Annotated in this window: 16 protein-coding genes and 3 pseudogenes; 7 read left to right on the top strand and 12 right to left on the bottom strand. The window is 60.6% G+C overall.

Annotation, left to right across the window (positions count from 1 at the left end; all coding sequences use genetic code 11):
- Positions 1 to 67: 67 nt before the first annotated feature.
- Positions 68 to 1615, bottom strand: coding sequence for a class I adenylate-forming enzyme family protein (locus YH3_RS32760; RefSeq protein WP_064444966.1), 1548 nt, complete (start codon positions 1613 to 1615; stop codon positions 68 to 70).
- Positions 1616 to 1676: 61 nt separating this feature from the next.
- On the opposite strand from YH3_RS32760, the gene YH3_RS32755 reads away from it, so the two are divergent.
- The gene (locus tag YH3_RS32755; RefSeq protein WP_082920769.1) at positions 1677 to 2117 is read left to right on the top strand and encodes a helix-turn-helix transcriptional regulator; all 441 of its coding nucleotides are present in this window, start codon (positions 1677 to 1679) and stop codon (positions 2115 to 2117) included.
- Between the two features lie 10 nt (positions 2118 to 2127).
- Positions 2128 to 3576 carry a substrate-binding protein gene (locus tag YH3_RS32750; RefSeq protein ID WP_082920761.1) on the top strand — a complete coding sequence of 483 codons (1449 nt, stop codon included), beginning with the start codon at positions 2128 to 2130 and terminating at the stop codon, positions 3574 to 3576.
- A 48-nt stretch (positions 3577 to 3624) separates the two neighbouring features.
- Here YH3_RS32750 and YH3_RS32745 read toward each other — a convergent pair whose 3' ends face one another.
- The 9 genes and pseudogenes from YH3_RS32745 to YH3_RS35295 all read right to left on the bottom strand — a co-directional run.
- On the bottom strand, positions 3625 to 4473 hold the full coding sequence (locus tag YH3_RS32745) for an energy-coupling factor ABC transporter ATP-binding protein (protein WP_064444896.1): 849 nt from the start codon (positions 4471 to 4473) through the stop codon (positions 3625 to 3627).
- Positions 4470 to 5225 (bottom strand): cobalt ECF transporter T component CbiQ, encoded by a 756-nt coding sequence (cbiQ, locus tag YH3_RS32740; protein ID WP_064444895.1) that lies wholly within the window; start codon positions 5223 to 5225, stop codon positions 4470 to 4472. Before cbiQ ends, YH3_RS32745 begins: the two co-directional genes overlap by 4 nt.
- A 4-nt stretch (positions 5226 to 5229) precedes the next feature.
- Positions 5230 to 5556 (bottom strand): energy-coupling factor ABC transporter substrate-binding protein, encoded by a 327-nt coding sequence (locus YH3_RS32735; RefSeq protein WP_064444894.1) that lies wholly within the window; start codon positions 5554 to 5556, stop codon positions 5230 to 5232.
- 1 nt (position 5557) lies between these two features.
- Positions 5558 to 6280, bottom strand: a complete 723-nt coding sequence (locus tag YH3_RS32730) for an energy-coupling factor ABC transporter permease (protein WP_064444893.1) — start codon at positions 6278 to 6280, stop codon at positions 5558 to 5560.
- Between the two features lie 164 nt (positions 6281 to 6444).
- Complete coding sequence (locus YH3_RS32725) at positions 6445 to 6867, bottom strand: nitrile hydratase accessory protein (protein WP_082920759.1); 423 nt, start codon at positions 6865 to 6867, stop codon at positions 6445 to 6447.
- A complete protein-coding gene (gene nthA, locus YH3_RS32720) occupies positions 6864 to 7463 on the bottom strand; it encodes a nitrile hydratase subunit alpha (RefSeq protein WP_064444892.1) in 600 nt (199 codons plus the stop codon). The genes YH3_RS32725 and nthA overlap by 4 nt, the downstream gene beginning before the upstream one ends.
- Complete coding sequence (gene nthB / locus YH3_RS32715) at positions 7460 to 8164, bottom strand: nitrile hydratase subunit beta (RefSeq protein ID WP_064444891.1); 705 nt, start codon at positions 8162 to 8164, stop codon at positions 7460 to 7462. Before nthB ends, nthA begins: the two co-directional genes overlap by 4 nt.
- The gene (locus YH3_RS32710) at positions 8161 to 9702 is read right to left on the bottom strand and encodes an amidase (RefSeq protein ID WP_064444890.1); all 1542 of its coding nucleotides are present in this window, start codon (positions 9700 to 9702) and stop codon (positions 8161 to 8163) included. Before YH3_RS32710 ends, nthB begins: the two co-directional genes overlap by 4 nt.
- Positions 9703 to 11665: 1963 nt before the next feature.
- Positions 11666 to 12073: pseudogene (locus YH3_RS35295) on the bottom strand (transposase); the annotation flags it as partial.
- Positions 12074 to 12280: 207 nt separating this feature from the next.
- On the opposite strand from YH3_RS35295, the pseudogene YH3_RS36990 reads away from it, so the two are divergent.
- A pseudogene (locus YH3_RS36990) lies at positions 12281 to 13209 on the top strand (IS3 family transposase); the annotation flags it as partial.
- 10 nt (positions 13210 to 13219) lie between these two features.
- Here YH3_RS36990 and YH3_RS32690 read toward each other — a convergent pair.
- Positions 13220 to 14569 (bottom strand): IS30 family transposase, encoded by a 1350-nt coding sequence (locus YH3_RS32690; protein WP_231783878.1) that lies wholly within the window; start codon positions 14567 to 14569, stop codon positions 13220 to 13222.
- 97 nt (positions 14570 to 14666) lie between these two features.
- Here YH3_RS32690 and YH3_RS32685 point away from each other — a divergent pair.
- The 4 genes and pseudogenes from YH3_RS32685 to YH3_RS32670 all read left to right on the top strand — a co-directional run.
- A pseudogene (locus YH3_RS32685) lies at positions 14667 to 14984 on the top strand (DUF305 domain-containing protein); the annotation flags it as partial.
- Positions 14985 to 15169: 185 nt separating this feature from the next.
- A complete protein-coding gene (locus tag YH3_RS32680) occupies positions 15170 to 16354 on the top strand; it encodes an Ig-like domain-containing protein (protein ID WP_019747378.1) in 1185 nt (394 codons plus the stop codon).
- 399 nt (positions 16355 to 16753) lie between these two features.
- Positions 16754 to 17113, top strand: a complete 360-nt coding sequence (locus YH3_RS32675; RefSeq protein ID WP_019747377.1) for a BlaI/MecI/CopY family transcriptional regulator — start codon at positions 16754 to 16756, stop codon at positions 17111 to 17113.
- Positions 17110 to 18057, top strand: coding sequence for a M56 family metallopeptidase (locus YH3_RS32670; protein WP_019747376.1), 948 nt, complete (start codon positions 17110 to 17112; stop codon positions 18055 to 18057). Before YH3_RS32675 ends, YH3_RS32670 begins: the two co-directional genes overlap by 4 nt.
- Positions 18058 to 18296: 239 nt before the next feature.
- On the opposite strand, the gene YH3_RS32665 is transcribed toward YH3_RS32670, so the two are convergent.
- A complete protein-coding gene (locus YH3_RS32665) occupies positions 18297 to 19526 on the bottom strand; it encodes a prolipoprotein diacylglyceryl transferase family protein (RefSeq protein ID WP_051720982.1) in 1230 nt (409 codons plus the stop codon).
- Between the last annotated feature and the right edge of the window lie 104 nt (positions 19527 to 19630).

The raw sequence follows: 19630 nt of genomic DNA, 5'->3' as shown, positions 1-19630 counted from the left end.
AAAGAAGGAAGGACGCTTGTCGTAGACCAGATGGCGTCGATGATGCACTCAGGGCGGGTTGTAGTGGCTAATTCACCTGACGAGCAGCGGAATCCCAATACTGCGCGCGGAGTTTGAATTTCTGCAGCTTGCCCGTGGTTGTGCGTGCAAGTACATCTCTGAACTCCACCGATGTCGGCGCCTTGTAGCTCGCGAGCCGAGTTTTGCACCAGCGGATCAATTCAACTTCCAGGTCGGTGGTCGGTACCGTGTCAGGAGCCAGCACGACAAGCGCTTTGATCGTCTCACCCCACTTCTCGCTCGGCACCCCGATGACGCAGACTTCGTCGACCGCGGGGTGCGAGAAAAGTGCGTCCTCTACCTCGATGGAGGAGACGTTCTCACCGCCGGTGACAATGACATCTTTCTTGCGGTCAGAGATCGTGAGGTAGCCGTCGTTGGAAATAAAGCCCCCGTCACCGGTATGAAACCATCCGCCGGCCAAAGCCGCCCCGGTCTCCGAAGGTTTCTCCCAGTAACTCTCGAAAACAACATTGGACCGGGCCAACACCTCCCCTGCTGTTTCGGGCGATTCGTCGATCTTCAACCGGACACCGAGGGCAGGCACACCAGCGCGAGTAAGCTTCTGCGCCAAGGCCTCGGGGGGAAGATCATCCCATTCTGCTCGGCTCCGGTTAAGAGTCAGAAGCGGTGACGTCTCGGTCAAGCCATAGACCTGAATGAACTCCCACCCGAGTTCTTCGTACAAGCGAACGACTGTCTTGGTCGGTGGCGGCGCACCACCACCGATCATTCGAACACGGCCGCGGCCCGGCAATTCGCCATCCCAGGTACGGGCAGCCTCGAGAACAGCAGCTGCAACCGCTGGGGCGCCGCACAAGACGGTGACGCCATGGTCTCGGACCCGCCGCAGGATCTCCATCCCGTCGACTTTCCGTAGCACGATGTGCTTGGCGCCGACCCCGGTCATTGCGAAGGGCATGCCCCAGCCGTTCGCGTGAAACATAGGCAAAGTGTGCAGGTATACATCACGGTCGCTGACCTGGATATGGAGGCCGAATGTCATTGCGTTCACCCAGATGTTCCGGTGTGTGATCTGAACACCCTTGGGTCGCGCGGTGGTCCCCGAGGTGTAATTGATCGTCGCGGTGGCCCCCTCATCGGGCTCCCATGCAACTGGTTTGACGCTCGGGTCGGCATACACATCTTCGTCGTCATCCAGCACGAACGTATGCTCGCATCTGACGTCGGCCAGGGACTCCTTCAGTTCCGCATCCATGTAAAGCACGCGAGCCCCGGACTGATCAACGATGTACTGCACTTCGTCGGCACTCAATCTGAAGTTGACGGGGACCAGCACGCGCCCCCAGCCGCTGACGCCGAAGTACGAGATAAGCAAGCGACTGCTGTTCTGGCTGATAATCGCGACTCGTTCGCCGACCGCGATCCCGAGTTCGTCGAGTTTGGCGGCCTGTCGCTGTGCAAGATCCCGAACCTGGGCATAGGTCACTCCGCCGAGGCCGGACTCGCGCGGCTCGTCTACTACTCCGATTCGCTCGCCGTATGCAGTAACCGCACGGTCGAGAAAATCGTTGACACTGAACGGAACGAACACTGAAGCCTCCCGATGAACCAACCTGCTGCTGACTGCGAAACTCTCTCCCAGGATGGTGGTCATGTCAATACACAATGACTCATTGGCGGGTGAGGTACACTATTTGGTATTCCTAACTGTTGCCCTCGATCCAAATGTGGAGGTATTCATCGTGATAGGCGGTGACGCTTCTGCCGTTCTCGATGCACTCGGGGATCCGACGAGGCGCGAAATCCTACTCGTGCTCGGTGAGGGCGAAAAGTCGGTGAACGATATCGCTGAGCGCATCACCCATGTCGGACGCACGGCTGTCTCGAGCCATCTAAGGGTGTTAAGACTGGCGGGCGTTGTTTCCGAACGGCGCGAAGGTCGTTTTCGCTACTACAGCGTCGACCCGGCACCGGCGTCGCAGGTTGTTGATTTCGTGGCCTCGATTTACCGGTCTGCTGTTGCCGATCTGAGCAATCAAGCGTCCGAGGCGGGCGCTTCCCGCGATTCGGATCCCACCATCATCTCAGCCTGAGAGGCAATACATGGGTGAGATCGTAATCGCAGAACAAGTAGATCTTCCGTGCTCACCCCGGGATGCATTCCACCTGATTTCAGAGCGCGGGATTCCGCCGTGGCGTTTGCCAGTCGGCAGCCGCATCGAGGTGGGGGTCCCTATCAGGGTCTCGATGACGCTGCCGCCCAGTCTCGGCGGCCAAGAGACCGACATTCTCGGACGAATCGTGCAACTCGAATACCCGGGACTTCTCGTCATCGCGCATGAGCTTCCTTGGCAGGGGCGTATTACCATACGAGTTCGCTCGCGACCTGACGGAACCTGCCGCGTCCGACTGACCAGCAGCATCGACGAAGACGTCATGAATTGGGCCACTCGGCTATACATGCCTGTCATCACTTCAGCACAGTCGACTTCCAGCTGGAAGGTTGGCATGCTTGCGAGCGGTAGTGGTGCCGCAAGTGTATTTTCGGTCGCGACCAGGAATATGGCGACATTGGCGGTCGAAGAACTCAATCACAGCGGCGGGGTCCTGGGACGCGATATCGAGCTTCTTCACGGCGACGACGGCTCTCATCCCGGGCTTGGGGCTGCCGAACTCGTGCGTCTCAAAGCATCCGGCTGTGACGTCGTGCTTGCCAACGTCACATCGGCGACGTTCCGCAAGCTGCTGCCGGTAGCGCGCAAGCATCGCGTACTTCTGCTCCATACCTTGATGAATGAAGGTGGGGCAGCCGGAGAGGAAAGTTTCCGGCTCGGTGAGCGTCCGATGGCACAGGCTTCTGCTGCCATCCCCGCGGTGATGCATGCAACGGGCGGTGAACGCTTCTTCCTGGCGGGAAACGACTACTGCTGGCCACGTTCAATGCTGCGTTCCGCGAGAAAAGTCATCACTCGGGCCGGAGGTGTTGCCGGCGACGAACACTACCTGCCTCTGGGCACGATCGATTTTTCCAGTCTGATCGATTCGATCGAGCGCTCTCGCGCTGAACTCGTGGTGTCGACATTCGTCGGAGCGGACGAGGTCGCTTTCGAACAGCAGATGCATGCCGCCGGAATGGCCACGAAAACCAGGACAGTGTCCTTCACCCTCGACGAGTCGACTCATGAGTACATCGGCCCGATCGCAAGTGCCGGCCTGTGGACGGTGTTCTCCTATTTCGAGGCACTGCAGTCCGCGGAGAATGCCGCGTTCCTAGCGACATACAGAGCCCGATTCGGCGCCGATGCACCGCCGGTATCGAGCTTGACCGAATGTGTATACGAGGCACTTCATTTGGTCGCGAGGGCGGCAACCGCTGCCGGAGATATTGACCCATCTGCTGTCGGTCGCCAACTACGCGATGGGGTCACCTTCACCGGTCCGCGTGGTCATGTAGAGGTGTCCTCGCGCGGCCTGAGACAACCGATATACGTTGCACACTCGGTCGATGGCAAGCTAGAAGCTATTGACCCCTTCGGCTCGTGCGCCGGCTGAACCAGCCTGACTCAGACTTCCAACTCGAAAAGTGATCCGCCCAATGATTCAAAGAATCATCTCAGCATGCTCTCCGCACAACAATCGAGTCATCTCCTCGACGGTGCGGGGGCGGGAATTTGCCGGAACCATGCCACGCTCGGCGAGGGCATTTGCCAAACGAAGCGACCAAGGTTGCTTCAATCTCGCGGACGAGAGCAGGGCCTCGTTTCCGAGTAGGTTCCGCGGATCTCCCGTGATGACGGCCCCATCGCACATTACCGCAGCGTCGTCGGCCCATTCCAGAGCGAATGCCACGTCGTGCGTGGCAATGACGATTGTGGTGTCGTGTCGTTCGAGACTGATCACAGCCTCCACCATTTCATCAACGCCCTGTGGATCCAGTCCGGCGGTCGGCTCGTCGAGCAGTAATACACAGGGTTGCATCGCAAGAGCGCCCGCTATCGCAACACGTTTCTTCTCCCCGTAGGACAGGTGGTGCGTCGGTTTGCGCCGCAAATGTTCGAGCCCGAGTAGATTTAGCGCTTCAGAAACGCGCTCTCTCACCTCCGCGGGAGGCAGACCCAGATTCGTCGGACCGAACGAAACATCTTGTGCCACATCAGCAGAAAACAATTGATCGTTCGGATCCTGAAGAACGAGCTGGACCGCCTGCCGGTGATCTCTGAGGCCACGGCGTGTGTAGCGCAATGGTTCACCGTCCACCAGTACCGTCCCGGATTTGGGCTGCGTACTTCCGGCGAGACAGGACAACAGTGTGGACTTACCCGAACCGTTGGCGCCGAGCAATGCAAGCCGTCGGGCCGGTCGAATCTGCAGTGACGCCCCCTTCAACACCGGGGTGTCCACGGAGTAGTAGGCGACAAGGTTGTCGGCTCGTAGAGTTCGATGACTCACACCGCACTCCTGACGATTGCAGTCAGTGTGACTACTACGAGGAGTAGCCCCACTGTGGCGGCCACGAAGACTCGTTTCGTAGAAGGAGGATCGTCGAGAGTAGTGAGTTGATTTGTGTAACCGCGCCCAGCCAGTCCCTGTTCGAGTCGGCGCGCCTGATCCCAGGATCTGATCAGAATTACCGCCATGAGATCAGCACTGGATTTGATTGTCTGCTTGACCGACACGTTTCCCAGACGTGCGACCTGGCTGCGCCGGACCGTTCGCGTGGTGTCGAGAAGCACGAACAGCATCCGATACATCAGGGAAGCTACCTCGACGCATCCCGCGGGTACTCGCGCCCTTCGAAGCCCACTCATCAGATCTGTCATGGGAGTAGTCAGAGAAAGCAGGAGAACGGCCAGCGTTCCGGCTGCGGCACGTCCTGCGACTTCAAGAGCGCGCAACAGTGATGTTTCGCTGACCTGGATCGACAATGAGGGATCGACATGCACCGTGACGGCTACGGCAATCGAGCTCAATACGATGAATCCCAGTGGCGCCGTACACGCCCGCCGAAACACGCGGACATCCGTCCCGGCAGGTCCCAGGATCAGACAGGTCACAGCAATCGCGACCGTCAGTGATGTAGGCCAGACGGGCAAGACCAGGGTCAGCGCCAATAGCCCGACGCTTAAGAAGGCTTTGCCGCCGAGTCCATGATCACGCCACCTGCTTGACCAGGCCGCGTCGTCGATGGCTAGGCCTTTCACGGGGTCAGTCCTTTCCTGGCTGCGTGCCGGTGAACTCGTCGCGTCGTCTATGCCGCAGTGCGCCGACGCAGTAACCAAGTGCTATACCGCCAATCGCCGCTTGCAGCGCGAAGAGTCCGGACTCGACTTCACCGGAGGTTGGAGCGAAGACGGCCGAGAACCAGGGCACGTAGTTCGGATCCTGTTCCTCGATGAGCGAGGTAGCGGCCGAGTCGGAACCTACGAACCGTTCCTGTTCACCGGGCCTGCGCGCATCCATCATGAGGGCAGCGACGATGATCAGAACAATTGCGGCGACGAGAGCAAGATTGACGATCACCGATTTGCGCATGTCAGAATCCTCGCTGCGATGATGGTGGAGCACCGGTACGTCCGCCGGAGCTGTTGTCGACGGGCATCGGTAGTACCCCCAGTCGTACGAGTTCTGGGCTTGCGACCGTCCGCAAGACCCGGAAGACCAGCACTCCGAGCAGGCCTTCTGCGACAGCCAATGGCACCTGGGTCAAGGCGAAGACGCCGAGAAACTTTGCTAGTGCTCCGCCTACCCCTGATACGGGGTCGGGGAAGGCGAGTGCCAGCTGCATCGAGGTGACGCAATACGTCGAGAGGTCTGCCAAGAACATGGCGGCGAAGATGGCAGGGGATGTGTTCGTCGTGAACCGAGAAACAAGTCGATACCCGCCGTACCCGACCCAGGGACCGACGACAGCCATCGAGAAGGTGTTGGCTCCGAGTGTCGTGATGCCGCCGTGCGCCAGAAGCAAGGCTTGGAAGAGCAGCACCACGACACCAAGGAAGGCCATCACCGGCGGTCTGAACAGCACCGCACCCAATCCCGTCCCGGTCGGATGACTCGAGCTTCCCGTCACGGACGGGAGCTTGATGGCCGAAAGAACGAAAGTGAATGCGCCCGCCGCGCCCAGGAGAAGCTTCGTCTCGGGATGTTCCCGCACCTGACGAATGATGCAGCGGGCCCCGTGGATAACGAAGGGCGCTGATGCGACCGTCCACGCGACCGCTTGAACAGGGGGAAGAAAACCCTCTGCGATGTGCATGTCTTCTCCTGGGGTTTCCGCATACTGTGATGCTGCAGCCGTAATCCAACGTGATCGCGGGACTCGATCTTCGATGCGCTATTTCTTTCAGAGAGGCGACGAAAGTTGCAACGTCAAAGAACGAAGTCGGCTTCTTCTCATCGGACTGTCGTGCTCATCTGAGTTCAGGATCGAGTTCCCGGATCGATAGCGATCGGGTCCAGACGCGCTTCATGGTGACCACGATTCGGCGGAACTGCCAGCACCTCGCGAGTCCTGAGATTCAAGGCATCGCTATCCAACTTCCCGACACTGTCGAGGACCACCTCGAGAGCTCGCACCCAATGCTCGTAATACGACCAGCCCGAATCGGACGTGCCGGCGTCCTGCTCTTCCCAACTGCGGATCGATTCGATCAGAGCGCTCTGGAACGCTGGCCATTCGAACTCTCCCGCCTCGTGCGCTCCCACGGCGAGGGCGAAAGCTCTGATCTGCCACGGTTCGTCAAATGCTTGATCACCGTCACGGGGCGCCGGCAATCCGCACACCAGGGCGTCAATTTCAGCGCGGCGAGATTCGAGTGACGCTCCCGCTGCCGACGGGCTCACGACACAGCCTCGACGGGAGCGACACCGATCATCGAGTCACGGGTCACAAGAGCTGCCAGTTGCTCTTCCGACCACCCTTCAGTTCCCGCTGGACGCTGCGGAAGCACCCAGTACCGCACCTCGGAACTGGAGTCCCACACTCGTATCTCCGTGGTCTCGGGTACGACATAGTCGAATTCCTCAGCTAGTACGCTTCGAGGTTCACGAATCATTCGCGACCGATACTGGGGTTCCTTGTACCAGTTCGGGGGAAGCCCAAGGACCGGCCAGGGATAGCATGAGCACAGCGTGCACACCACTGCGTGATGGACGTCATCGGTGTCCTCGAGGGCGACCATGTGCTCGCCCTGCAGCCCGCTGATGCCCAGCTCCTTGCACGCTTCTGTGGCATCGTCGATCAGACGCGTTCGGAAGTCCGAGTCCGTCCACGCCTTGGCAATCACCTTGGCACCCAACTGTGGTCCCACTTCGTTCTCGTAGATCTCGACCATCCGGTCGACCATCTCCGTTGTGACGAGCCCCTTTTCGATGAGCATCGATTCGAGAGCCTTCACACGCGCGGTGATCTCGGCGGGTGTGCGGGAGATGCTGTTCATGCGTTCGCTCCTACTGCTTGTTCTACGTGCTCGATGTACGGATCCCAGACATCGAAGGTGGTGGTGGTGTTGGGCTCGGCTTGCTCACCCCAGAGCTCGGCAGAGTCGAACAGAATCGTGTAAACATGCTGAGGGTCGTCACCGAGTCCGTTGCCTGCTGCGTCGGGATACACGAACGCGCCGCGGTGGACCGAGACGGTGCCGACCTTGCCCCGCACGTAGCGTGCCAGCCGCGTGTGACCGCGCGGGGCATCGTGTGACAGTCGCACCTTGTCGCCGACTGCAAAACGGATGGGATTGTCCGTGGGACGCTGCGGAGGAACACCGCCGGCACTGGCGGCGTCGATGAAATCCACTAGCTCTTTGTTCGATGCGTGCTCGGGAAGCGGCGCGTCTGGATGTGCCAGAAAATGGGCAGTCCGGCGATCGAGTTCGTCCATGTCGAGTTCACCGTTTCGCTGACCATGCGTCTCGAACGTGTGTAGCCAATGTTCGTAGTACGGCGAGGTGAGGTAGACGACCGGGTCCATGGTCTCGATTCCGTGGCGGAACGAGTCCAGTCCGAACCAACCGGCACGAAAGAGTGCCGGGAACAACGTCAGGACGACTTTCTCCCATTCTGCATGGAAGGCTGGTTCTTGCTTCGACGCGTTGATCGGTCCGAGACCGTCGACACCGCCCAGGTCGAAAAGTCCATTCATGCGATACTCCTTGTCATTTCGAGGGTCGGGAAGCCGCCCACTGCAGTCTCGAACGCTTTCGCGACGCGAAGCACGGTTGCATCGTCGAATCGTCGGCCGATGATCATCAGTCCGACCGGAAGGCCCTCACTCATTCCCGCCGGCACCGTGCATGCGGGATGTCCGGTGACATCGAACGGACAGGTATTGCCGATCATCTCGAGGCCGCGTCCGAGAACTTCGTCGATTGGGGCGCCGTCGGCGGGGAGCAGTGTCGGTAGAAGCGGCATCGTCGGCATGACCAGTACGTCATATCGTTGGAGAGCTTCGTCGTAGGCTGCCGCCAAGTGTGCTTCGAGGTTGCGCGCCATGGCGTAATGGCGCCCGTATTCGGTGTCGATGGCATGACGGCCCGCGAGTGTGACCAACTTGACGGTTTCCGAGAATTGACTCGCATCACGCCGCGATTGAGCTCCGTAGTAGGCGATGAGTTCGGGGTCGTATCGCCCTTTCCAGTTCATTCCGTAACCGTTGCCGTCGACCATTTGCCAGGTCGCGCCTTCGGTCGCGATGACGTCCCACACCGCAGTGCCGTCGAGGTGCCAGGGTATGGACACATCCTCGGTCTGCAAGCCTGCGGTCCTCAGCTCTTCGATTGCTCGACGGACCACTTCGTCTGATCCGGAGTCGGAATTACCTCGGCCGAAGCCTTCGACTACGACACCGACACTCAATCCATCGGCCGACTCCTGCAGAGCAGCAACGTAATCCACTGCTTCGATCGATGTGGGCTGACGGGGGTCCTTGCCATCGACACCTGCCATGACCGACAGCATCAAGGCTGTGTCCGTGACCGTTCTCGCAATCGGGCCGAGGTGGTCGATCGACTGCTCGATGGGGAATGCGCCCGTGTACGGCACCAGACCGAAAGTGGGTTTGTGGCCCACCACACCGCACCACGCTGCGGGCATGCGAACCGACCCGCCTTGATCTCCACCAACTGCCATATCGACTTCACCCGTCGCCACGAGCACCGCACTTCCGCTGGACGATCCCGCCGCAGAGCGGTTGTGGTCCCACGGATTCCGAACTGCGTGTGGCTTACTGGTGTGCGAACCTCCAGAAAAACAGAGATCCTCGCATGTTGCTTTTCCGGCGATCACTGCTCCGGCATCGAGGAGCCGACGAACGACCGTGGCGTCTTCAGCAGGGACGAATCCTTCGAGCGTTCGAGATCCGTTCATCATCGGGATTCCGGCGACAGCGGTGTTGTCCTTGACTGCGATGCGGCGTCCGGCGAGTGAGCCTTGCATTGATTCGCGAATTTCTGACGTGACATACCAGGCATTGTTCGCATTTGCGGCCGCTGCAGGGGTTTCCCACTGCCGCACCGGCTGTACGGGTGCGATTTCGGTGTACAGCTCCTCGACTCTGTTCCACGACTGCAACAAGCCCCCGGCAGCTGCTTCATAGATCTGCATATCGCTGGAGTCGATCTGGAGACCGTAGCCATCCGATATTCGGGTGAGTGATGCAACATCGGGTAATTCCACTGACATGCGTTCCTCCTTCTGTAGACACGAGGCGTGTCCCGAGATGCGTCAATTAACCGGCATCCCCGCCTATATGTCAATAGATAGGCACATGAGTACGCAGCTGTCCTGGGCGATCGCTGCTGTTGCCCAAAAAAACCGGACCGAGGTCTAGGGCCTGGGTCTCGATGTTTCATGGCCACGGGCCAGGCGCTTCCGTACCTGTTCCTGGTGAGAGGAGGCTCCCGGTGCAGTTTCCCATCCTTCGACGCGGCGTGGCGTAAACCAGATCTGGCGGGCGCGATTGCGCTGACGGAACACTTTGGTGGATCCCTCTTGCAGCAACCGCTTGATGTCGTTGAGACACAACGAGTATCCGGGCTGACAACAACTAGTCGACGCCAGCGTGGGTCATGTGAATCCCGTCGCGACGTGGCAGTTCCGAGCATAGCGGCTTCGACCTGGACAACCCGAGCAAAGGGGATCCCGCACTTGTCCTTGGCGCCGAACCTCGCAAACCACCGATTCAGGGGCAAACAGATTCAGGGGTAAACAAAGGAGATGGTTACAAAACAACATCTCTCGAACCGATCTACTCCCCGATCAAAGAAACTGGAGTGAGGGACCATGAAACCTCCGCCCACATCACGGGTACTCCCATGGACGAACCAGATGCACACGCGCCATACGAACCTCCTGACACCACCGACTTCCTGACTCCAGAGACGTCGCCATACTTTTTTCAACATGACCACTCGACGGTCGCACGCTGGGCCAACGCAGGAAAGATTGGCCCCCTCGGGGGCACAGTCACTAATGAGCAGCCGACATCCACGCCGTCCTCGACCGGCACCCGACAAACTTGATGACGGCTGACGCGCCGCCAGGGCGCAATACCGTAGTCAGCGAGCGCACATTCCTCGAGTTTCAGCCTTCGGCGGGACGGTACTGCGGTAGTGTCGTTGGCCTACAATGCCTCTCGTAGGCGCGCGGTCTATCCGACATCCTCCCCCGGGCCAGCGGATGGGCCCATCCGAAGCCCAGGGGCGTCAGAGCGAACAATCAATTCTCTCTCGACGAGGGCTCAAAATCTACGCGCCCACCAAGTACTGTCAGCAGAAAACGATTCGCCGCAACCGAGCCCGAGCAAACCGAGACTACAGCCGCGTCGGCCACTCTTGAGCACTCCAATTCTCAATGCCTCGAACGTCTTTCAACAGCAATAGCCACATATAGTGATCATTCACCCTGGACCCAAATCCTTTTCGATAAACCGAATACGCATTATTCCAAGCTTCCCGTTACAGACAACGCATGGGAATCGAGGGCAGTATCGAGATTCGGCCCAGCTTTGCAGGTGCGACGTTGCTTGGGGATGTGTCAAATGGATCCCTCTGTCCCCAATGACACGTCGAGATCGGCATAAGCACGCGAAGCGTGTGGGATCCTGACCGACTGGATCAAGGCGTGCTTGAGGGCAACGCTAGAGCGTGGCGGCGCACAGGGCGGCCACCAGGTCGACAGTCCAAGCGCCCTGACATCGTCTCGCGTCGAGACCAGGGTGACCACTCGAATCCATAGCTCGCCAATCGTTCGAGCGCGTCGCGCGTCCAGGGTGCGGCCGCGGTAGCAAACCGGAACACGGATCTTCCCCTGTCCGATGTCGTTGCGTAGCAGCACGTGCCGGACGGACGACTCGGATTGATCGGATTCCACGATCGGGGTACCCGTGCAAGAAATACCCCCCACGGGTATATGCCGATAATCGAATCGCGGAACGGGAACGGTCCACTCCACAGGTAGCGAAGGAGAACGGCCTCTCGATCGAGCAATCCGGATACCGGCTCAGCCCCATCCACGCACCCTCACAGATCGGAGACGACGACCAGCCGTCGTTCCAGATCCTCGCTCCCGAAGGGCAGCCGGTGACCGAGTACGCAGCATCGCACGAGCGCGACCTGCACCTGATGGTCATCCGCGCCGACGGCGCGAGCGCTGGCCCGAAGTCGCTGGTGGAAATCCCATGGAGGTACAGCAGTGGCAGGACTTCGATCATCTGCGGGGACTTGCGTACCCAGGCCGGCAGAATCGCCGACGAAAACCTTTGGCGTTCTCCGGTTTCAGGGTCGATGCGCTTGTCGTCGACCCGAGGAGCTTTTACGTTGACCGCGCCCGCTGCGGTCAGGACGTCACGTTCTGCGTGGTAGCCATTGCAGACCACCAGGAGATGCCCCTTCTCGTCGAGATGGTCAGCGAACTGGTCGATGTAGGCGGCAACCTCGGCCTGCAGTGCTGCTGCGAGCATCTTCCGGGCACCGTCGCGGACGATCTCGTCGAGTAGCGACCGCCCGCCGTTGTATTTGGATTCGTTGTCGTCGTTGTGTATTACCGTGAGCACGGGCGTACCTCCCCGCCAGCGCGCCAACGCTGGTCGTGATCAGAATTTCGATTCCTTGCAGATCATCATCCGGGAAGGTACGTCCTCCCGGGATCCACAAATTCTGATCATTTCTCACGTCCTGTTCCGGCACATGGGCCTTGACCCCGCGGGTTGGACACGCTTGATCCTGGTCTCAGACCAGGGAAAGCGAGAAGATCTAACCCGATGGCAAAGAAAAATTACACCGAAGAGTTCCGCCGCGACGCAGTCGAGCTGTACCGCGACACCGGCGGCGCGACCGTAGCCGGGATCGCCGCCGATCTCGGCATATCCCACGGCTCCCTGACCACATGGCTGAGAAATGCGGGTATCCCGATCCGCAGACCCGCCGCCACCGCTCCGGGGCCCGGCACCGGCGAGACACCCGAGCAGGAAGCCGCCAGGCTCCGCGCCGAGGTCGCACACCTACGCGCGGAGAAAACCAAGCTCGAAACTGAGCGAGACATCCTGCGGTCGGCGGCCAAATATTTCGCCGGAGAGACGAATTGGTGAACCGCTTCCAGTTCGTTGCAGACCACTCCGACACCTACCCGGTGAAGCGGTTGTGCCAGGTCATCGATATCGCCCGCTCGTCGTACTACGCATGGATCAACGCCGCCGAGAAACGAGCCGCCCGGGCCGCAGCCGACGCTGAACTCGCCGACAAGATCCGCGCCGTCCACAGGTGGGACAACACCTACGGGCGGCCCCGGATCACCGCCGAGATCAATCACGGACAACCCGCCGACCAGCGGATCAATCACAAACGGATCGCACGGATCATGCGCGCCAACAACATCGAGGGCCTGCGACTGCGCCGAAAACACCGCACCACCATCGCCGAACCAGCCGACACTCCGTCGCCGGACCTGCTCAACCGTGATTTCACCGCGATCGCACCGAATACCCGATACGTCGGTGACATCACGTATCTGCCATGCGGGGACAATGAGTTCTTGTATTTGGCCACGGTGATCGACTGCTTCTCCCGCCGCCTGGTGGGCTGGTCGATCGCCGAGCACATGCGTACCGAACTCGTCGAAGATGCCTTAGGTGCCGCAGCACTGACCCGCGGCGGTCTTGCCGGTGCAGTGTTCCACGCCGATCGCGGAAGTCAAGGCGTATTCAACCGGTCGAAGCAACACGTTGCTGTTGAATTGATCGTAGGTGTTCGTCCCAAGCTTCAGCGGGGGTTCGCCATTGGAGTCGTTTCCGTGGTCGCGTGTTGAGAGCGTGGGCGACTGCCGCGAGATCGTCTGGGTTCCATCGCGAGAGATCAGTTCCCTTCGGAAAGTATTGGCGCAGTAGTCCATTCGTGTTCTCGTTGGTGCCTCGTTGCCACGGGCTGTGCGGGTCGGCGAAGTAGACCTTCAGCCCGGTGTCGATGGTGAACTGGGCGAGTGCGGACATCTCTTTCCCGCGGTCCCAGGTCAGCGAGCGTTTGAGTTCGGTGGGCATCGACGCCAGTGCCTGTGTCAACGCTCTGTTCATCGACACCGCTCCGTATCCCGACAGTGCCGGCCCGTTCTTGGTGATCGGTTGCTGTCGCCACCCACGCTCCCGTGGCAGGTGCACGAGGGTGGTGTATCCGGTTGTGCGCTCGACGACGGTTCCGATTGCGGACCTGTCCGTACCGATGATGAGGTCACCCTCGTGGTGCCCGGGGATCGCACGGTCGTCGGCTTCTTCGGGACGCTCGCTGATCAGTACGTCCGGGCTCACGTGAGCCCAGGCAGCACGCTTTGCTCTTGCCCGCGGCATGCGCAGAGCACGGCCGGTGCGCAGGCACAAGATGAGTTCGCGGCGCAGGCCGCCGCGGCCCTCGATGAACAGGGACTGGTAGATGGCTTCGTGGCTGATTCTCATGCTCAGATCATCCGGGAAATCGATTGGTAGCCGGTTCGAAATCTGCTCGGGGCTCCACGCTTTCACCCATCGGCGGTCCTGACGATGGGGCTTGTTCAAGCCTTTCCATTGCCGTTCGAGCGGTCCGGCGACAGCATCGCCGCCCGGCTTGGTGATCCGGCCCGAGAGTCGGTCCTCAACATAGTGCCGTAACCGATCGTTGGCCGTGAGCTTGGCGGTCTTCGGGCGGCGGGCAAACAACTCGGCTTTCCAGTGCGCCACGCTGGCGCGGTATTCGAGCGTGCCTCCACGCGTGGCAGCGTTACGCCGCAGCTCCCGCGAGATCGTCGACGGGCTCCTTCCGATGGCACTCGCGATCGCGCGCACTCCGTGGCCGGTGGCGTGCAGGATCGCGATTTCCTCACGCTCTGCCAAAGAAAGGTACCTGCCTGCCGGCGCGGGCCATAAATACGGCGTCATCCCGCCAGCGTGCCGGAACCACCGCTGACCAACCGCTTGCGCCACGCCGACAGCGTCAGCTGCCTCACGAGGAAGCTTGCCTGTGGCGATCTGGTCCCAAAACTGCCGTTCCTTCGACCGAGGATGGCCCGGTGCTCCCGGTGACCTCATCGGAGCCCTGCCCGTTACTTCCCGCACCCAATCCGATGGACGACCCACAACACCCTCCTGACCTCGAATGTTGCGTCCACCGATTGAGCCCAATCAATACACCTCAAAGGGTTTCGCGATGATCTGCGCGAAGTTGGGTGTTGCGCAATCGATGGGAGCGGTGGGCACGAGCGCGGACAATGCCTCAGGAATGATGTCCCAGCAGCAGATCGCTCAATTGGAGGGGCTGCGCGATGGGGACTTCGACACCGCGTGGCTGAAGATGATGATCGAACATCACTCCGGCGCGATCGCGACGGCCCAATCGGAACTATCCGATGGCGACAACGCCGACGCCAAGCAATTGGCTACCGATATCATCGCCGCACAGCAGTCCGAGATCACCGCGATGCAAGCACTTTTGCAACAGAACTGATCCGGAAACTGGCGAGTGGCTAGGCCTGTCCGTCGAAGCCTCTCTTCTCGTTGTCCGCTCTGATCTTCCATCTGATTACTTGCGTCCCTTGCGAATCACTGTCTTCGTCGGCGCTCCCCACCCACTGACGTGAAGGAACAATTATGGCCTCAACACGGCATACAGGGTTAGTCGTCCTTGTCCTTATGGTCGCAACGCTGACAGGATGCACCTCCACAGCACCGCAGTCCGCACCGAGTGACACGGGTGCGCCCGCCGAGAACGACTCTCCTGTCTCCGCGCTGGTGATGACTCCTTCCGGGGGGACAGATACCGTCAACCCCCTTGATCCGGTCACGGTGGAATCTGTTGGCGGGAGGCTCGACTCGGTAGTGCTCACCGAAGTGGGCGGGGCTGTGGTCGATGGCATCTTCACCCCTGACCGGCAGGTGTGGAAACCCGGCGCGTCCTTGGACTACGGGAAGACCTACACGATGACAGCGTCAGCCACCCAAAACGATGGCTCACGTCTCGATCAGTCCAGCACCTTCTCCACAGTCAAGCCGCGGAACCTGACCAAACCATCCTTCGTGACGGCCGGGGGTAACCTCCTCACAGATGGTGGCACTTTCGGGGTAGGGATCGTTATTGTCACGCATTTCGACGAGCCGATCCTCGATCGTGCAGCGGCGGAGAAAAGCCTGACTGTGCAAACGTCGGTGCCGCTCGAAGGCTCGTGGTACTGGGTGGATGACCAGAATGTTCACTGGCGACCTCGTGCGTACTATCCCCCCGGCACCGAGGTCACGGTCCGGGCTGCGGTCTTCGGCGTCCCGCTCGGTGGCGGACTGTTCGGACAGGAAGACGCCACGACTGCATTCACCATCGGCGACTCGCATATCGCCGTCGCCGACGATACGACCAAGCAAGTGACGGTCACGAGCAACGGCAAAACTGTGCGCACTATGCCGACATCGATGGGCATGGGAGGAACCGAGCTCGTCAACGGCCAAACGATCTCCTTCTGGACCCAACCAGGCATTTACACCGTCCTCGATCAGGCCAACCCCGTGATCATGGACTCGTCGACCTACGGACTTCCCGTCAATTCCCGGCTGGGGTACAAGGAAAAAATCAACTACGCCACCCGAATAAGCACCGACGGAATTTACCTTCACGAACTCGAAGACACAGTCTGGGCGCAAGGCAATACCAATGTTTCACACGGCTGCTTGAACCTCAGTCGCGCCAATGCTCAATGGTTCTATGATTTTTCGCTTCCCGGAGATGTCGTGGAGATACGCAATACCGGCGGCGCCCCTCTCGAATTGTGGCAGAACGGCGACTGGAGTGTGCCGTGGGACCGATGGTCGGAAGGCAGCGCGCTGTAAGACCTGTCGCCCTGCCGGCAAACGATGCTGAATCGCAAACAGAAGCTCCGCGCGAGACGTTCTCCCGTAGTCGACGCGAAAGTGCTGGATAAACCTTTTGACACTGTCAGAGCTGACAGGGGTTCGGCAGATCGTCACGGGAGGAGGTCGCCAGACACCGCCGCCGTATCGGGGCGGCGACGGGAAGCAGAACAGATAGTATTTCTACAGGGCTTCGGTTCGCCGTCTCGGCAACCTCCAGCGTGCAGAGTCGACACGACACCCTCATCGAGCGGTCCCACATCACTGTGACCGACGAATCACCGACAGCGCTGGTTGGGCCCCGTACGAAAGCGACGGAGGTTGCAGGTTGGGCACTCGCACGGTGCGGTGACGAATGCAGCTCTACGAGGAGGAAAAATGCAAGGTCTGGGAGAGCTCGAGGCGCTGGTGATGGATGTGCTGTGGCGCTCCACCGAACCGGTCCGTGTGCGCGACGTCATCGACGGCCTCGATGACGACCGTGAACCGGCGTACACGACGGTGATGACCGTCATGGACAATCTTCATCGCAAAGGTTGGGTGCATCGTCAGCGAAACGGGCGCGCGTACTGGTACGAAGCCACGCGAAGCCGCGAGGAAGCGGCAGCTGACGGGTTGCGCGCACTTCTCGAATCCACCGGAGACCCGACCGGGGTCCTGTTGCATTTTGTTCGCGGGACATCCGACGTCGAATCGAAGATCCTGGCGCGTGGATTGCGTGAACGAGGCAAGAAGTGACAGCCGTCCTCGCGTGGGCGGTCGGTGGCCTTCTCGTTGCCGCACTCTCCCCGCTGTTCCTCGGATCGATGATGCGTCGCGGCGTTGATCCGCATGTCGTCCTCGTCTTGTGGGGCGCTCTGGCACTCGGAACTGTAGTGAGTATCAGTGTCCCGGTGATCTTGAGCCTTTTACCCAGTCACGGTGGTGTCTCGTCGCTGATCGAATTCGCCCACAGCTGTTGGCTCGCCCTTCACGACGACGCGCCGGCCAGGCTCGAGACGGCGGTGGGTGTACTCGGTGGGTCAGCCCTGGTCATCGGGGCGGTGCGAGGCACCGTCCATCTGTTCAGCTTCTCCCGCACTCGCCGCGAGCTACACCAGCAGCACCTCGGGTTGCTGCGCATTCTGGGGGGTGCACGGTCCTCGTCACTGCTCTGGCTCCCGGTTTCTGTGCCCTTCGCCTACAGTATCGCTGGGCGCCCCGCGCTTGTAGTTGCGAGCGACGGATTGAGAGATCAACTCGACACCGAGGCTCTTGCTGCAGTACTCGCACATGAACGAGCACACATCACGGGGCGGCACCATCTGCTCGTCAGCGCAGCTCAAACGCTCGCCTACGCGTTTCCGTGGCTTCCGATCATGCGATCTTCGCCCCCATTGGTCCGTGCGTTGGTGGAAATCGAAGCCGACTCCCGAGCCGTTCGTCAGCATGGGCGCGAATCCGTGCACCGCGCACTCTGCAGTATGACACCTCACGAGGTGCCCGTGGCGGCTCTGGGAATAGCGCAGGATTGCCTGGCGTTGCGACTTGATCGTCTGTCCTCCCACCGCACCCACCACCCGGCGCCCATTCGCTACCTCCGCACCCTTGCTGCCTGCGGAACGGCGATCGTCCTACCTGCGGCGCCTCTTCTGGCGCTACTGGGTGCGATGGCGATGGCTTCATGCGCAGCAGGTGCTTGAAACAGTGCGAAACCGGGTCGTGGACGAACAAGGAGTCCGGCCCGCAGGGGGCCAGTGCTCAAGGCCGGTTCACCCCCTCCTCGAACTGAACCGGCCTCATGCACCGAACGCGGCGCCAATCGAATTGGCCAGATCCCGCGCGAAACTTGATTCGTGGCCATCCCAATTTTCGTGAGACTCACCTTCTGCGCACGTGGCATCGGCAGAAAAGCGCAAAAGGCTACTACTCTGGGTCACGATCACACCACGCCCAGCAGAATCGTCGCGACGATGACAATTCCGCATGCCGCGCTGGTCAGAAGCCGCCCGCGCCGTGTATGAGGGTCCGCACGATAGGGGAACAACCCTTGACGGACCCACGTGTAGATAGCCGCGGCGACAACGAATACTGCTCCGTCATAGGGCGTTTCGGTGCCGTAGAGGACGAAAATCAGTGTCGCGAGGCCGATGATCAAGCCTGCGAACGCTTCGATCAGTTGCACGGGGATTCGGCGCACCGCGAGAGTCCGGTCCGAAGCCCACATTCCCCATCTCGACCTGGTAGGTCGACCCGAACAGCATCCTGTCAAAAAGCATCCCGGGCGCCCGATCGCAATCCCGAGAAACAACCCGGGCGTTGTCATGTCCAGTAACACACCGACGCCCAGACCGAAGGCTGCTCCGCCGAGCACCAATACCGCGAGCGACACCACCAAAAATCCTTGTATGCATGCGCCGGCAGAGACGAATTTTCGAAGGCTCTGGCGGTGAAGTGCCAAGTACCAGAGCTTCGCACCCACGTAGCCGAGAAGGCAGCCGAGGATCGAAATGAGAACTGCCGCAGTGGCGTTCTCGCTCATACGGGTCAAGAGCAGTGCCTGCATGACGATGGCGAACACTGCACCCAAACCGACCAACAGCGGCCACGTCCAGAGTCGCACGCCGGGCCCGTGCACCAATGGCGCTGCGGTAGTCCAGGCCGTGGCGGTCTGCGGAGCTGCGATGTCGAACTGCCCGGTGGTGTCGTCCGGAGTTTCGATGCGCTCGGCACTGACAGTCCAACTACCAGTGGCGATTCCGCGGATTCTCGCAGTCACCGCGAAGCGTTCCCCCGCTGGAACACCGTTGACGTGGGTGACCCTCTCGAAACGTTCCGGTTCGCTGCCCGGGCTGTTGCGGGCTCCTCGGAACAGAATCGACAGATCGGAAGTAACCTCGGGCGATTCTCCCCAGTACGTTGCTGCGAGCCCCTGTGGTTCTATCTGCGTGAACGCTTCAGCGCACCCACCGCCGGGCGCAGCGAGTTCCGTTGCAGCGGTCGACTCGTCGTCACCCAATGGCCGGGCAACGCGTTCAGTGCCCGATGGCTTGGTGGGCATCGCCTTTTCGGCGATGGCCGGCGCCGGCGGTGCTTGAGCCAAGGCCGAGGCTGGCGTCGGCGCTGCTTTACTCAGATACGCCGCTGCGGCCGCTGCGGCCAGTTCTTCCACGGCACTACCGGCCGGACTGGGCCTAGCACGGGGTGTTGTGCCGACTTCGTCGTGCGGTCGTGAAGTGGGGTTCCGCTTCGGTGACGTGGCGCGTCGGGCTCGAC

The sequence above is a fragment of the Rhodococcus sp. YH3-3 genome (assembly GCF_001653035.1).
GTDB lineage: Bacteria > Actinomycetota > Actinomycetes > Mycobacteriales > Mycobacteriaceae > Rhodococcus_F > Rhodococcus_F qingshengii.
Note: the sequence above shows the minus strand (reverse complement) of the source record. Positions and strands in the feature narration are given on the sequence as shown.